Origin of the sequence: Methanocalculus natronophilus (assembly GCF_038751955.1) — an archaeon.
Taxonomy (GTDB): Archaea; Halobacteriota; Methanomicrobia; order Methanomicrobiales; family Methanocorpusculaceae; genus Methanocalculus; species Methanocalculus natronophilus.
Genome location: NZ_JBCEXH010000126.1, coordinates 1 through 523 on the forward strand (window position 1 = coordinate 1; position 523 = coordinate 523).

General features: G+C 36.5%; 1 protein-coding gene. It reads right to left on the reverse strand.

Going from position 1 to position 523, the window contains the following annotated elements; all coding sequences use genetic code 11:
• Positions 1-523 (reverse strand): hypothetical protein (locus ABCO64_RS10825; protein WP_343089487.1); only part of this gene is annotated, 523 nt, incomplete at both ends.

Genomic DNA, 523 nt, shown 5'->3' on the forward strand with positions numbered 1-523 from the left:
GGTCTCGCCTTCTACTAATGTGTTTTCAGAAAGCCCTTCTATATTGGTAGTTGATGGATCATAAGCTAAATGAACTTCACCATCACTTCCTTGTGTTGCATCGGATAATTCTTGATTATGATACGCAGGATCTACCAAACGATTCCATTGACCTACTGGAGATATAAAATCAACATTCTCTAGTTTGAATATGCGATAGTTTGTGTAGGGGGCGGTATTTCTTCCTGGTCCTTCTTCATCAAAAAGTTCATATGCTTCAATGATCTCATTAACAGACATTTCTTTTGTGATAAAGATTTCGTGTTGAGTTGAGTCATGTGATGTAACTTCGGCTTCTCTTATAGAGTGATGATTATTCCCAAAACCAGTGTAAATGTTACTCCAACCAAAAACAGTGACTTTATGGCCTTGTTCTATGCTTTCTATGGGTTCAGATAATCTAACATATAATCCATCACCTGTTTGATTGTTTTGAATATAGAAATTCTCTTCATTTTCTACATGGGTTACGACACCTTCAACG